This window comes from Nocardia vermiculata NBRC 100427 (assembly GCF_001613265.1).
Lineage (GTDB): Bacteria > Actinomycetota > Actinomycetes > Mycobacteriales > Mycobacteriaceae > Nocardia > Nocardia vermiculata.
The window spans coordinates 190,133-202,249 of record NZ_BDCA01000001.1 but is presented as its reverse complement, the minus strand read 5'-3'; the positions used below and the strand labels follow the sequence as shown (position 1 = coordinate 202,249).

Genomic DNA, 12,117 nt, shown 5'->3' with positions numbered 1-12,117 from the left:
GGCGCCCAGGGTGGTCCTGCGGCAGTGCGGGTACGTCCCGCGTTCTGAAAGATAGTCAGGACGGCGATGCGCGTTACACGCTTTGAGGTTTAAAAGCACAACATTTGGGTAAAGCGGATGCGGCAATGGTCTGTGCCGCGTGGCGCCCCCGTAGGGCAGGGTTCAGTGCGGTTCGTCTCGGGCGGGTTCGGGGAGGTGGTCGTCCGGACCGGAGGATCCCGCCGGATACTCCTCGAGCGGCACCACTCCGCGCGACCACGCGGAGATCACCGGAGTGACCACGCGCCAGGCTTGTTCGGCCTCGTCGGCGCGAATGGACAATGCGGGATCGCCGTTCAATACGTTCAGCAGCAAGCGGCCGTAGGCCGGCAGGTCCGAGGGTTGGACGGGGGTGGTCATGGTCAGGGGGACCAGGGCGTCGACGGCGGCGCCGACCACGGTCAGTGCCAGGGTGAGACTTTCGGGTTCGAGTCCGAACCGCAGTACGTTCGGTGTGGTGGTGTCCGGCCTGAACGGCCGCTGCGGTACCGGGCGGAAATGAACGGCGACTTCTTTGTGATCGGCGCCGAGCGCCTTGCCGGTGCGCATCGTGAATGTTGTTCCGGACCACCGCCAGTTGTCGATGGTGAGGTCGATTTCGGTGAAGGTTTCGGTGCCTCGGCTCGGGTCCACGCCCCGCTCGTCACGGTAGGAGGGCACCTGGCGGTCGCCGATGGTGCCGGCGCTGTAGCGGGCCCGGCGTGTGCATCGGCGGATATCGTCGTCGGTCAGGGTGTGGATCGATCGCAGCACATCGACCTTGCGGTCACGAAGGTCGCGCTCGGACAGTGTGATCGGCGGTTCCATGGCGATCAGGCACAACAGCTGCAGCAGGTGGTTCTGCACCATATCTTCGAGCGCGCCCACCGTGTCGTAGTATCCGGCACGGTCCTCGAGGGTGAGCGTTTCGTCCCAGACGATCTCGACCTTCTCGATATGCGTGCTGTTCCAGACGGATTCGAAGACCCGGTTGGCGAGTCTGCTGCCGAGCACGTTCTGCACGGTGGTCATCGCGAGGAAATGGTCCACCCGGAAAACCGACTGTTCGGGTAGTAGATCGGCCAGTCGCCGGTTGAGGGCTTCGGCACTGGCGAGATCCTCACCGAACGGCTTCTCCAGAACGAGCCGGCTGCCGGCGGGCAGTCCCGCGGCACCGAGGGTGTCCAGTGCGAGCGGGAACAGTGCCGGCGGAAGCGCCAGATAGACGACGAGGGGCCCGTCCCCGGCGATCGCCCCGGCCACCTCGCGCGGGTTCCGGATATCGGCCTGCCGGTACCGTGCGGCCGCGGCCACCGACGCTCGTGCCGCGGGCGAGAAGTTCGCGGCGTGCCGGTCGAGCCGGTCGGCCACCCAGTCATGGAATCGGGCGTCGTCCCATTCCTTCATGTCGGCGCAGATCAGCCGGAAATGTTCGTCGAGATGTCCGGTGTCGAACAGTGCTGCCAGGCCTGGTAGCAGATATCGCCCGGTCAGATCACCGGTGCCGCCGAAGACGACGAGCCGGGTCACGAAGCTACCCGTGCGGGCGCGAAACCGTTCATGGTCCTGCCTCTTTCCGACCGTCGGAATGGGGAGAAACGGCGAACTGATTCGTGGAACGATCTCAACGGTAATACCGGTGGAGCGTTCGGCGCGGCCCGACACCGGATCTTTCGGTGCTCGGATCGAACCGGCTACTTGCGATGACGCCCGATGTGACCGTCGGTGGGCAGCGCGTCGGTGTCGCGATCGTCGTCACCCGGACGGTCGTTCATGGTGGCGGAGATCCGCCGGGGCTTGACCGCGCGCCGCATTCCGGCGCCGGGAGTGTGGTCGGCCCGCTTGCGTCGCAATTCGTCGAGGTCGACGACGCTCCCGTCGCGCTCGGGCCTACAGGCTGCCGCGGAAACATCGGATTGCCAGGCGGTCGGCTCGGCCTGCCACGCTCCGGTCTCGGCCTGCAACTCCGAACGCATCACTGGCCTGGTAGGGGGCGGATCGTAGACATTGCCGCGTTCGGAACGCCAGGTCTTGCGTGGTTGCGGGTCGGCTTCGTCTTCCACTCGCCGCGGCCGCTTGGGTAGCTGCACCACTTTCGACGAGCGATCGACGGTCCGGGGTCTAGGCACGGCGTGCCACTGCGGTATTTCGCGGTCCGACATCGGGCTACCAGACGGAGAGGGTCGTTGCAGGGATCGGTGCCACACCCGTCGATGCGCTGCGCCGATGCCTGATCCTCATGCTGACTGCCTCGATCACGCCCGTATTGTCTCATGAACGCCAACGACGGGGAGAAACCCGTGCCCGGGGCCGGTGAACGGTAGGTGAACTGATCATGAACGGCTCGATCGGGCCGGAACGGGCCGCCGGTGCGCGCGGGGAGCGGTCATCGGTCCTGGTGGCGACCGTCCGCATCGCCGATCGCGCACGTTTCGGCGGACGACGGTGCGTGCAATAGCCCGTCCCAGGCGTCGATGAGTGCCGACAGTTCGGCCCGGCTCGGTGCAGTTCCGGACCGGTCGTACCGGGCCAGGGTCCGCAGCACACTCTCGTAGGTCATCTGGATCCGTTGCTGCCGAACGGTTTCCGGAATATCGCCGAGGGCAGCGTGCAGCGCCCGATCGACGGCGAATCCGCTGGCCGTCCGCTCAGGATTCGCGGAGCTGAACACGCGCCCGAGAACATCGGTCTCCATCAGCCGGTCGAGCAGGCCGACGTAATGGTTCTGCCCGTGCAGGGTGTCGGCCAGAGGCTGGATCAGGACCCACAGGGTTTCGCGGCTGGTCAGGGCGTGCGCGCCGGTGGTCAGGCGGGCAACGAGTGCGTCCCGGTCGGCGCTGATCGCCGGCAGCCGGTGATCGAAGACGGCGCGCAGCAGATTTTCCTTGGATCCGAAGTAATAGCTGATCACCGAGGCGTTGTGTTGTCCGGCGGCGCTGCGGATCCGGGCCAGGGTGACCGCGTCGTAACCGTGCCGGGCGAACAGGCGCTCGGCTGTTTCGATCAACAGCACCCGGGTCCCCTCGCCGACGCTGTAGCGGCCGAGTCTGGCGGTCATCGGCGTTCACTCTACAGACCAAGGTAAAGAATCAGCCGGATCGCATTCGTTCTCAAATTAATGCAACCAAATTATTTTGGTGTTCACCCGTTCGATTCCTGAGGAGAACGCCGTGACCACTACCGAATCCCGACCCACGACCGCCGCCGAGATCTATGCCGCGGGTGGCATCACCGTCACCAAACTGGGGGAGAACATCGGCGCCCGCATCGAGGGCGTCCACATTTCCGGCGACATCGGCGCCGACACCGCGTATGCGATCCGCTACGCACTCGCGGCCAACAAGGTGGTCGTGTTCCGCGATCAGCACCATGTCGACGACGAGGTGCAGTACCGGTTCGCCTCGACCCTGGGCGCTCCGACCACGACCCATCCGACCCTGACCTCCGAGGACAATCGGACACTGGTGCTCGAGGGGGCCGCCAACAGCTGGCATACCGATGTCACCTTCATCGACCGGATTCCGAAGGCGTCGATCCTGCGCGCGGTCGACGTCCCGCCCTACGGCGGCGCCACCACCTGGGCCTCGACCACGGCTGCCTACGATCAGCTGCCCGAACCGCTGCGGGCGCTGGCGGACAAGCTGTGGGCGGTGCACAGCAACGAATACGACTATGCGGGCGTGCATGCCGATGCCAGGGCCCGCGGTATCGCGGCCTCCGAACACATGCAGAACTTCACCCGCATCGTGTTCGAGACCGAACATCCGGTGGTCCGGGTGCATCCCGAGACCGGTGAGAAGTCGCTGCTGCTGGGGCATTTCGTCAAGAACTTCGTCGGTCTCAAATCGTCGGAATCGGCGGCGTTGTTCGGGTTGCTGCAGGAGCGGATCACCCGCCTGGAGAACACATTGCGCTGGGCTTGGGCTCCGGGAGACCTGGTGATCTGGGACAACCGCGCCACCCAGCACTACGGGATCGCCGACTACGGCGATCACAAGCGCCGGGTGCACCGCGTGACACTGGCCGGTGACATCCCGGTCTCGGTGGACGGCGCGCCGAGCCGGATCCGCACCGGCGACGCGTCGCACTTCTCGATCGTCGATCCGGCCGAACGCTTCCCCGCCTTCGGCGCCTGAATTCATGTGACCCGGCCCTGAGAGGACCACACATGTACAACCGATTCACCCCGCCACGACGCCGGACCCTGTCGGTGCTGGTGTTGTGCCTCGTCGCAGCGCTCTCGGCGGCGGGGTGTCAATCGGCGGTGCGGCAGGCCGAATCCGGTGGGGCGGCGGGGATTACCGAGGGCGGTGTACTCCGCATCGGCGATGCCGGCGACCTGACTCCCGCAAGCCTGTATGCCGGTGCCCCCGCCCAGGCGCTCGTCACCGGCCTGGTCTACGACACCTTGATCCGGTATCCCGCCGACAGCCTGCGACCGCAGCCGCGGCTGGCGACCTCGTGGCAGGTCGCGCCGGACGGGCGGACCGTCCACCTCACGTTGCGTGACGATGTCACCTTCCACGACGGCCGCCCCTTCACCTCCGAAGATGTGCGGTTCAGCCTGACCACGTACGCGAATCCGGCGCGGGCGGGCCAGCTCGCCCGGACCGCGGCTCTGATCACCGACTACGACACCACCGACCCGCACGCTCTCACAATGAAACTCGCTGCGCCCGTGGCGAATCTGTTCGATCTGTTCGATCTGGTCCCCATTGTCGACCGCAATACGATGGCGGATTTCGAGAGCGGCCGGGGATACAACGGCACCGGAGCATTCCGCTTCACCCGATGGAAACCGGGCGCATCGATAACCTTCGACGCCAACAAACACTACTGGGGCGGGCCACCGCACCTGGACGGCGTCGAGTACCTGATCGTGCCCGACACGCAGACCCGCGTCTCGCAGCTGCGCACCGGACAGCTGGACCTGCTGCTGTCGATCGCACCTCGCGATGCGGAGGCGCTCACCGAGCGCACCAAGCAGCGTGTGGTGAAACAGACCGGCGCGCAACACAACTGGTATATCGGAGCAAATGTTCGGTCGCCGGTGCTGCAGGACGTTCGGATCCGCCGGGCCATTGCCTATGCGGTGGACCGGGAGCGCATACTCGCCGACGTCTACCAGGGACACGGACGCGTCACCAGTCTGCCGTGGCCCGAGTACTCCCCGGCCTACGACGCGCAACGCAACGCCACCTATCGCCACGACGTCGACCGGGCGCGTGCACTGGCCGCCGAGGTGGGCGATCTCCCGCCGATCCCGCTCAGCTACACCACCGGATCGCTGGACACCGAGGCCGTCGCGCAGATCGTCCAGGCCGATCTCGCCGCGGCCGGCATCGAGACGACATTGCAGCCCATGGACTACGCCGCCACCCTCGAACACCTGATCGGCGGTACCTCCGACGGCCTCTGGATCACCGCCCACACCTACACGCAGTACACCCCGGTGACCCTGCCCACGGGGGCGTTCCCGTTCAACGCACACAAGAACGCGTCGAACTTCGTCGATCCCGGCTACCGCAAGACAGTCGAAACAGCGTGGCACACCGTGGATCCGGTAGGCCCGGCCGCGAAGGCCGCCTATGCGGAGCTCAACACCGAACTGCTCGACAACGCCTTCGTGATCGAACTGTTCGACAACGAGAACGAACTCGCGATGTCACCTGCACTGCACGGGGTCCAGTGGTCGAAGAAATCCGAGCTCGACCTGAGCGACGCCTATCTGGGGAGGTGAATACGATGCTGAAATACAGTCTGCGGCGGATACCTTCCGCCCTGTTGGTCCTGGTCGCCGGCTCGGTGCTGATCTTCGTGCTGCTCCGCTTGGTTCCCGGGGACCCGGCCTCGATGCTGGCCGGTCCGGACGCTTCGCCGGAAGCGCTGACAACGCTGCGAAATGACCTGGGACTCAATGGTTCCCAGATCGGGCAGTACTTCGCATGGATCGGCGGCATCCTCACCCTCGACCCCGGCCGGTCGCTGATCCTCGGCGGCGATATCGGCACCCTGCTGCGCGATGCGGTGGGCAACACCCTGATCCTGTCCGGTACCGCTCTCGTACTCGCGGTAGTCGTCGCGCTCGTGGCGAGCACCGTGTCGGTGATCGTGGACCGCGGCTGGCTCAACAGTGTGGTGACCGCATTCGGCACCGTGGCCGTCGCGATCCCCAACTTCGTCACCGGCGCGATCCTGGTGGTGTTGTTCGGGGTGGTCTGGATGGTGCTGCCCGCCGGAGGAATTCCGCGCCGGGGATTCGGTGACGACCTCGGCATCACGGCGCAGTATCTGATTCTGCCCGCCTGCTGCCTGGCCTTGCCGATTGCGGCGGCGCTGACCCGGTTCCTCACCGAATCACTGCGCAGCCGGCTCACCGAACCCTATGTGACGACCGCTCGTGCGCTCGGGATCGGGCGGGCGCGGATCGTGCTCACCCAGGTGCTGCCGAACGCGTTGCCGGCCACCGTGACGGTTCTGGGGATCCAGATCGGACATCTGCTCGGCGGCGCCGTTCTGGTGGAGGCCATCTTCGCGTGGCCCGGACTCGGATACCTGATCGAGCGCGCGATATCGAGCCGCGACTATCCCGTCGTGCAGGTGCTGCTGCTGTTGTCGGTGGGGCTGTTCGTGATCGTGCAGCTGCTGACCGATCTCGTCAACGCGTGGCTGGACCCCCGAATCAGACTGGAAGGCAAGCCATGAGCACCGCTGTCGACACCGCGACCGGCGCGCTCACCGTTCGCGACCGGGACAGCCGCTGGGCGGCCCTGCGCAGCGGTCGTGGACTGACCGGGGTGATCCTGGTGGCGATCGTCGCGCTGGCGGGCCTGCTCGCGCCGTGGCTCGCCCCCTACGCTCCGGATCAGCAGTTCGCCGGCGCCACCCTCGCCGACCCGAGTGGCACGCATCTGCTCGGTACCGACTCGGTGGGACGCGACATCCTGTCCCGAACCGTGTACGGCATCCGGATCGATCTGCTCGTCATCTTCGTCGCGGTGCCGATCGGTGCTCTGGCCGGCTCGGCGCTCGGTCTTGCGGCCGCCCGGTTCGGCCGGCTCGACACGGTGATCCAGCGGGCATTCGACCTGATCCTGGCCTTTCCGGCGATCGTCCTGGCGATCGCGCTGACCATGGTCCTCGGGCCGGGTGTGGTGACGATCGGGGTGGTGATCGGCCTCGCCGAGATCCCGGTGTTCGGTCGATTGATCCGCACCTCGGTGCTGCAGGTCCGGCAGCTGCCCTACGTCGAAGCGGCCCGGTCGCTGGGGGCGAGCGAGGAGTGGATTCTGCGCCGTCACATCCTGCCCAACTGCCTGGAACCGGTGACCGTGCAGCTCGCGCTGGCCATGTCGGTCGGAGTGTTCGTGGAGGGCGCGATGAGCTTCCTCGGCCTCGGGGTGACACCGCCGGCCCCTTCGCTCGGCTCGCTCATCAAGGAAGGCACGCAGAGTGCCTACCATTCCCCGTTTTTCGTGGTCGGGCCGCTTGCTGTCGTGGTCGTCCTGGTCCTCGGACTGCTGCTCGTCTCACAAGCACTGGCCGCCCGGTCGCGGCGGCAGTGACTCACCCGAGGAGATATTCATGTCCACTGCGCTCCTGTCCGTCCGCGCCCTGCGCATCGACTTCGGGCCTGCCCCGGCCGCTGTCGGCGGTATCTCGTTCGACGTCGACCGCGGCAAGGTCGTGGCACTGGTCGGTGAATCCGGGTCCGGAAAGTCCGTCACGGCACGCGCGGCTCTCGGGCTGCTTCCCGATACCGCCACCGCCACCGGATCGGTGACCCTGGACGGTCGTGAAATCCTCGGTGCCTCCGACTCGGAATTGAACCGGGTGCGAGGGGCGAAGGTGGCGTTGATCTTTCAGGAACCGCAACACGCCCTGAATCCGGTGCGCCGGATCGGATGGCAACTACGCGAGGCTGTGCGCGCCCACCGCAAGATCTCCGCCGCGGCTGCCAGAGCCATGGCGATCGAGTTGCTCACCCAGGTGGAAATCCCCGATCCGCATCGCCGGGTGGACTATTTCCCGCACCAGCTCTCCGGCGGTCAGAAACAACGGGTCGCGATCGCCCTGGCGCTGGCCAACGATCCGGATCTGCTCGTCGCCGACGAACCGACCACCGCACTCGATGTCACGGTGCAGGCGGAGATCTTGGCGTTGCTCGACCGGATCCGGCAGCGCACCGGCATGGGAGTCCTGCTGATCACCCACAATATGGGTGTGGTCGCCCAGTGCGCCGATCGGGTGGTGGTGATGCGCGGCGGCGAGATCGTCGAAACCGGTGACACGTATGCACTGTTCGATACACCCGAGCACCCCTACACCCGCGCCCTGCTCGCGGCGGTGCCCCGGCTCCCGGAAGGCGGTGATCACGGCTCCGTGGACGGGGCCGACACCGAATCCGATGCATCGCCCGTACTCGAATTCGACCAGGTGTCGGTCACCTATCCCGCGCGACACGGTTCTCCGGCTTTCCGGGCCGTCGCATCGGTCTCGCTCACCATGGGGCACGGGGAGGTGCTCGGTCTGGTCGGTGAATCCGGTTCCGGGAAGACCACTCTCGGGCGGGTAGCGGTCGGGCTCGAACCGGTCACCGGTGGCCGGGTGCTGTTCGAAGGCCACGACCTGACCAGGATCAGCGCGCGGCAGTTGCGCGAATGTCGACGCGATATCGCTGTCGTGCAACAGGATCCGGCCACCTCATTGGATCCCCGGCTGACGATCGCAGCCAGTATTCGGGAACCGCTGGACGTGCACCGGGTGGGATCGGCCACCGAACGCCGCCGGCGGGTGCTCGAACTACTCGATGCGGTACGTCTGCCCGCGGCCCTCGCCGACCGGCTGCCACACCAACTGTCCGGCGGTCAGCGCCAGCGCGTCGCCCTGGCCCGCGCGCTCGCGCTGCGGCCACGCTTGCTCATCGCCGACGAGCCGACCAGCGCCCTCGATGTGTCGGTCCAAGCCGAGGTGCTGGCCCTGTTCACCGAGATCCAGCGCGACCTGCGTTTCGCCTGCCTGTTCATCAGCCACGACCTGGCCGTCGTCCACCAGGTAGCCGATCGGGTGGCGGTATTGCGCTCCGGTGCTGTCATCGAGCTGGGGCCGGTGCACACGGTGTTCACCGCACCCGGGCACCCACACACCAGAGCCTTGGTCGACGCGGTGCCGGTGCCCGATCCCGCGGTCCCGCAGCACACCGCGGCGCAACGCACCACCGTCACCGTGTGAGATCGGGGCATGACGAGTGAGTTCGACTGCGGTCCAGCGGGGTCGGTCGCGTGGATGGCGACTCAGCGCAGTCCTTCCCCCAGTCGGGTGACCGCATCGCGCAGCAACTCTGCGATCCCGGCGTACTGATCGGGGGTGAGGCGGCTGTCGGGTCCGGAGACGACGATCGCGGCACGGGGTCTGCCGCCCGCGTCGGTGACCGCCGCCGCCAGGCTGGTCGAGCCTTCTTGCACGGCCCCCTCGCACAGTGACCAGCCCCGAGCGCGGATCCGCTCGTATTCGGCGGGGTCGAGCAGTGCGCCGGGGACTTCGCACAGTGCTGTGCGTTGCGCGGGGCTCAGGTGCGCGAGCAGTGCTCGGCCCGCCGCGCTCGTTTCCGGCGGGTGGGTCTGGCCGATTCGCAGTGCGGTGCGGACCAGGTGCCGGCCCTCGGCGACGTCGACGACCACGATCGTCGCCTCGTCCAGCAGGGCGAGGTGGACGGTTTCACCGGTCTCGTCGCGCAGGGCGGCCAGCACCGGGCGGGCCCGTGCGGGCAGCGACGAGGTGTCGAGGGCGTGGCCCGCGACGATCAGCGGTTTCGTGGACAGTTCCCAGCGGGGCGGTGAATCCGGCAGCGGCCGAATCCAACCCGACTCGTGCAGGGTGGCGAGCGTGCGCTGTAGGGCACTCTTGTCCTCGCCGAGTTCCTGACACAGCGCGCTGAGGCCGATGGGCTGACAGGCGGCGATGGTCTCGATGACGCGGAGACCGCGCGCGAGTGTGCCCAGAGTCTTGACTGCGATCTGGATCACTCCTAACGTTGTAGATAGTGATAGAAGGTATCACATAATGATACTAGTTGGCCGGTCGGTTGCGCGGCAATGCGATTCGGCGAAGGAGTGGTCATGACATCCGTCCACGACGAACTCGATCCCGCCCTCTTCGATCCGGAACCGGAGCAGGCCGAGGTCAGGTACACGGTGATCTCGGTCGACGACCATGTGGTCGAACCGCCGCACCTGTTCGAGACCTGGATGCCCAAGGCGCTGGCGGAACGCGGCCCCAAGATCGTCCAGAACGAACAGGGCGCTCAGATCTGGGAATTCGACGGCAACATCTACTCTCAGGTCGGGATGAACGCGGTCGCCGGCCGGCGCAAGGATTCGGTGAAATACGAGCCCTTCCGCTTCGATCAGATGCGCCCCGGCTGCTACGACATCCACGCGCGGGTCAAGGATATGGATCTCGGCGGAATCTGGGCCATGCTGAACTTCCCGTCCCAGATCACCGGTTTCTGTGGTCGCGTATTCGCCTTCGCCTCGGATCCGGAGGTCGGCAAGGCGGCTGTGCGAGCGTGGAACGACTGGCTCTACAACGAGTGGTATCTCGAGTATCCGACGCGGGTGATCCCCGGCGGCATCACCTATCTCACCGATCCGGTCGAGGCCGTCGCCGAGATCGAACGCAATGCCGCCCGCGGATTCACCTCGGTCACCTTCCCCGAGCGGCCGCACGCCATCGGCCTGCCCTCGCTGTGGGAGCGCGACCACTGGGATCCGATCATCCAGGCCTGCGTCGATACCGACACCGTCATCTCCCTGCATGTCGGCAGCTCCGGCATGTACGCCTACCCGCAGGGCGCGCCCGGACTCCAGTTGGGCGCCACCATGTTCGGCCAGCTGTCGCTCGCCGCATGCAGTGAGTGGTTGTGGTCCGGGTATCCGAAGGAGCATCCGACGCTGAAGATCGCGATGAGTGAGGGCGGGATCGGCTGGGTGCCGATGCTGATCGACCGGCTCGACAACATCATCGACCGATCCGGATACGGGTTGGGCTGGGCGGAACGGCCGGCCGACGTGCTGCGTCGCAACTTCTGGTTCTGCACTCTCGACGACCCGTCCACGATCGCGCTGCGCGACGTGATCGGGGTGGAGAACATCATGCTCGAGACCGACTATCCGCACGGTGACGGGACCTGGCCGCACACCCAGGACGTGATCGAGCGGTATTGGGGCGAATTCTCCGCGCCGGATCTGCGCATGATGTGCAGCGAGAACGCGGCCCGGCTCTACCGGCATCCGCTGCCGGACCAGGTTCTGCCCCGCGGCTGAGAGAAGGTGCGTCATGAACTTCACCCCGACGGCGGATCGGCTGATTCCCGACCTCGATCCGCGTGAACAGATCGTCATGCTCGCCCGGACCCTCTGGCACGAGGGCTACCGGGACCACCTCGCCGGCCACATCACCTACAGCCCCGGTGACGGCACCCTGCTGTGTAATCCGTGGTTGCTGACCTGGGAGGAGATCTACCCCGAAGACATCCTCCGCATCGATCTCGAAGGCAATGTGCTGGAAGGCAAGTGGCCGGTTCCCCTGGGGATTGCACTGCACCTGGCCCTGCATCGCGCCCGTCCCGATGTCACCTTCGCCGTGCACAACCACTCCGAGTACGGCACCGTGTGGGGCGATCTGCTCGAGGTCCCACCTGCCTACGACCAGAGCTCCAGCCTCGGCGGCGGTGAACTGGTCCTGGTCGACGAATACGACGGCGCGGTCAACAGTATGGAGGCCGCCACCAAAGCGGTCGCGTCGATCGGATCGGCCGATCGGGCCCTGCTGGGCGGGCACGGTGTGTTCGTCATCGCGGATACCGCCGCGGCGGCGTTCCTCCGGGCGGTCGCGCTCGAACAGCGCTGCAAGAATGCGTGGATGGTTCGGGTTGCCGGTGGCCCCGAGAAGACGTCGCTGCCGGACTGGTGGCTCGACCGCCAGGCGAACAGTGACGGCAACGGATACCACGGCTTCTGGGAAGCGGCGGTGCGGGCGCAGCTGCGCGCCGACCCCGCCCTGGCCGACATCATTGTCGACCGGTCGCGATAACGGTGG

The 12,117-nt window shown here is 66.6% G+C and carries 11 protein-coding genes; 7 read left to right on the top strand and 4 right to left on the bottom strand.

The window, feature by feature from the left end:
- Window positions 1–162: 162 nt before the first annotated feature.
- From NV2_RS00950 to NV2_RS00940, 3 genes are all read right to left on the bottom strand, one after another.
- Complete coding sequence (locus NV2_RS00950) at window positions 163–1,548, bottom strand: glucose-6-phosphate dehydrogenase (RefSeq protein WP_067869061.1); 1,386 nt, start codon at window positions 1,546–1,548, stop codon at window positions 163–165.
- Between the two features lie 164 nt (window positions 1,549–1,712).
- Window positions 1,713–2,180 (bottom strand): hypothetical protein, encoded by a 468-nt coding sequence (locus NV2_RS00945; RefSeq protein ID WP_157102691.1) that lies wholly within the window; start codon window positions 2,178–2,180, stop codon window positions 1,713–1,715.
- 224 nt (window positions 2,181–2,404) lie between these two features.
- Window positions 2,405–3,076: a TetR/AcrR family transcriptional regulator gene (locus NV2_RS00940; RefSeq protein ID WP_067867762.1), complete on the bottom strand. Its 672-nt coding sequence runs from the start codon at window positions 3,074–3,076 to the stop codon at window positions 2,405–2,407.
- 112 nt (window positions 3,077–3,188) lie between these two features.
- On the opposite strand from NV2_RS00940, the gene NV2_RS00935 reads away from it, so the two are divergent.
- The 5 genes from NV2_RS00935 to NV2_RS00915 are packed head-to-tail and all read left to right on the top strand — an operon-like array spanning window position 3,189 to window position 9,249.
- Window positions 3,189–4,154, top strand: a complete 966-nt coding sequence (locus NV2_RS00935) for a TauD/TfdA dioxygenase family protein (RefSeq protein ID WP_067869057.1) — start codon at window positions 3,189–3,191, stop codon at window positions 4,152–4,154.
- Window positions 4,155–4,186: 32 nt separating this feature from the next.
- The gene (locus tag NV2_RS00930; RefSeq protein ID WP_067867758.1) at window positions 4,187–5,758 is read left to right on the top strand and encodes an ABC transporter substrate-binding protein; all 1,572 of its coding nucleotides are present in this window, start codon (window positions 4,187–4,189) and stop codon (window positions 5,756–5,758) included.
- A 5-nt stretch (window positions 5,759–5,763) separates the two neighbouring features.
- Window positions 5,764–6,723 (top strand): ABC transporter permease, encoded by a 960-nt coding sequence (locus tag NV2_RS00925; protein WP_067869054.1) that lies wholly within the window; start codon window positions 5,764–5,766, stop codon window positions 6,721–6,723.
- Complete coding sequence (locus NV2_RS00920) at window positions 6,720–7,583, top strand: ABC transporter permease (RefSeq protein WP_067867755.1); 864 nt, start codon at window positions 6,720–6,722, stop codon at window positions 7,581–7,583. The genes NV2_RS00925 and NV2_RS00920 overlap by 4 nt, the downstream gene beginning before the upstream one ends.
- 19 nt (window positions 7,584–7,602) lie before the next feature.
- Window positions 7,603–9,249, top strand: a complete 1,647-nt coding sequence (locus NV2_RS00915) for a dipeptide ABC transporter ATP-binding protein (RefSeq protein ID WP_067867752.1) — start codon at window positions 7,603–7,605, stop codon at window positions 9,247–9,249.
- Between the two features lie 62 nt (window positions 9,250–9,311).
- On the opposite strand, the gene NV2_RS00910 is transcribed toward NV2_RS00915, so the two are convergent.
- Complete coding sequence (locus NV2_RS00910) at window positions 9,312–10,043, bottom strand: IclR family transcriptional regulator (protein WP_067867750.1); 732 nt, start codon at window positions 10,041–10,043, stop codon at window positions 9,312–9,314.
- A gap of 93 nt (window positions 10,044–10,136) precedes the next feature.
- On the opposite strand from NV2_RS00910, the gene NV2_RS00905 reads away from it, so the two are divergent.
- Window positions 10,137–11,342 (top strand): amidohydrolase family protein, encoded by a 1,206-nt coding sequence (locus tag NV2_RS00905; protein ID WP_067869051.1) that lies wholly within the window; start codon window positions 10,137–10,139, stop codon window positions 11,340–11,342.
- 13 nt (window positions 11,343–11,355) lie between these two features.
- Entirely contained in the window at window positions 11,356–12,111 is a 756-nt protein-coding gene (locus tag NV2_RS00900; protein ID WP_067867747.1) for a class II aldolase/adducin family protein, read from the top strand.
- The last annotated feature ends 6 nt before the right edge of the window (window positions 12,112–12,117 follow it).